Source organism: Nocardia brasiliensis (genome assembly GCF_042691675.1).
GTDB lineage: Bacteria > Actinomycetota > Actinomycetes > Mycobacteriales > Mycobacteriaceae > Nocardia > Nocardia brasiliensis_D.
Map to the genome: position 1 here is coordinate 1,183,759 of NZ_CP170507.1, position 960 is coordinate 1,184,718.

Annotated in this window: 2 protein-coding genes; both read left to right on the forward strand. The window is 64.7% G+C overall.

The window, feature by feature from the left end; all coding sequences use genetic code 11:
- Positions 1-13 precede the first annotated feature (13 nt).
- Positions 14-331, forward strand: a complete 318-nt coding sequence (locus ACFK0J_RS05700) for a hypothetical protein (protein WP_378737211.1) — start codon at positions 14-16, stop codon at positions 329-331.
- A gap of 68 nt (positions 332-399) precedes the next feature.
- Positions 400-930, forward strand: a complete 531-nt coding sequence (locus tag ACFK0J_RS05705; protein WP_378737212.1) for a YbaB/EbfC family nucleoid-associated protein — start codon at positions 400-402, stop codon at positions 928-930.
- The last annotated feature ends 30 nt before the right edge of the window (positions 931-960 follow it).

The window sequence follows — 960 nt, forward strand, 5'->3', positions numbered from 1 at the left end:
GCTGGAGGTCGTAATGGCAGGCAGGGTAGAGGCGAGTACGCACGGTGTGCACAAGACCGGCACGCACGCGCATGAGGTGATCTGGAAGCTGGAACAGATCCTCGCCGCACTGGAACGGGCGCACGCCGCCGGTTACGGCAAGTGGGGTACCGACGACTTCGGCAAGAGTTTCGAAAGCGAGAACGGCTACGTCGCCTCCTACGAAAACCTCAAATCCGTCATCCAGTCCCAGATCGCGCGGCTGCTCCAGTACGGCGAGGGGATGCTGACCAGCGCGGAATTGCTCCAGGACATGGAACTTGCGAACAAGTTGGGCGTCACCTTCGAATAGCGGGTCGAGGTAGTTGACGGTCGGCATCGCCGAGTCGAGGTGTCGGGGGTGAGGGTTAGGAGAGGTTGATGGCGTACGAACCAGCGAACGCGCAGCTCGCCGAGCTGATGGATTCGATCCACACCAGCATCAAGTCGATGGTGCGGTCACAGCAGAAGCAGGCGCAGCTCACGGCGACCGCGTATGCGGCCGGTAAGAAGGTCGCTGTCGTCGTCAACGCCCGGGGCGTGGTGATCGAGACCCGATTCACCGAGGACATCAGCGATTTGACGCCGAAGGAACTCGCCGCCGCGGTGACCGCCGCCGCGCAGGATGCGGCCGGGCAGGTGGAACGGCAGACCAAAGCGATGATCCAGGAGTTGCGCGACGAGCAGGCGCGACTGCCGAAGATGTCGGAGATCGTGCAAGGCCTGCCCGACGTGGAGGAAATGCTGCCCACGCTGCCGGAGGTCTCGCTGGCGCCGCCGCGCGCCCGCTCCCGCGCGCAGGCGACCGACGACGACGGCGTGGACGGAACCATGGAATTCACCGATGTGGTGCCGTTCGACCACGAGCGTCAGGATCGCGCGGGCTCCGATGTCGCCGAATCCGGTTGGTAGGCCCGGAGTTGCCGCTATGACAGGCCGCTG

Coding starts and splice junctions, on each gene's coding strand:
- ACFK0J_RS05700 (WP_378737211.1), top strand. CDS start 14: ATGGCAGGCAGGGTAGAGGCGAGTACGCACGGTGTGCACAAGACCGGC.
- ACFK0J_RS05705 (WP_378737212.1), top strand. CDS start 400: ATGGCGTACGAACCAGCGAACGCGCAGCTCGCCGAGCTGATGGATTCG.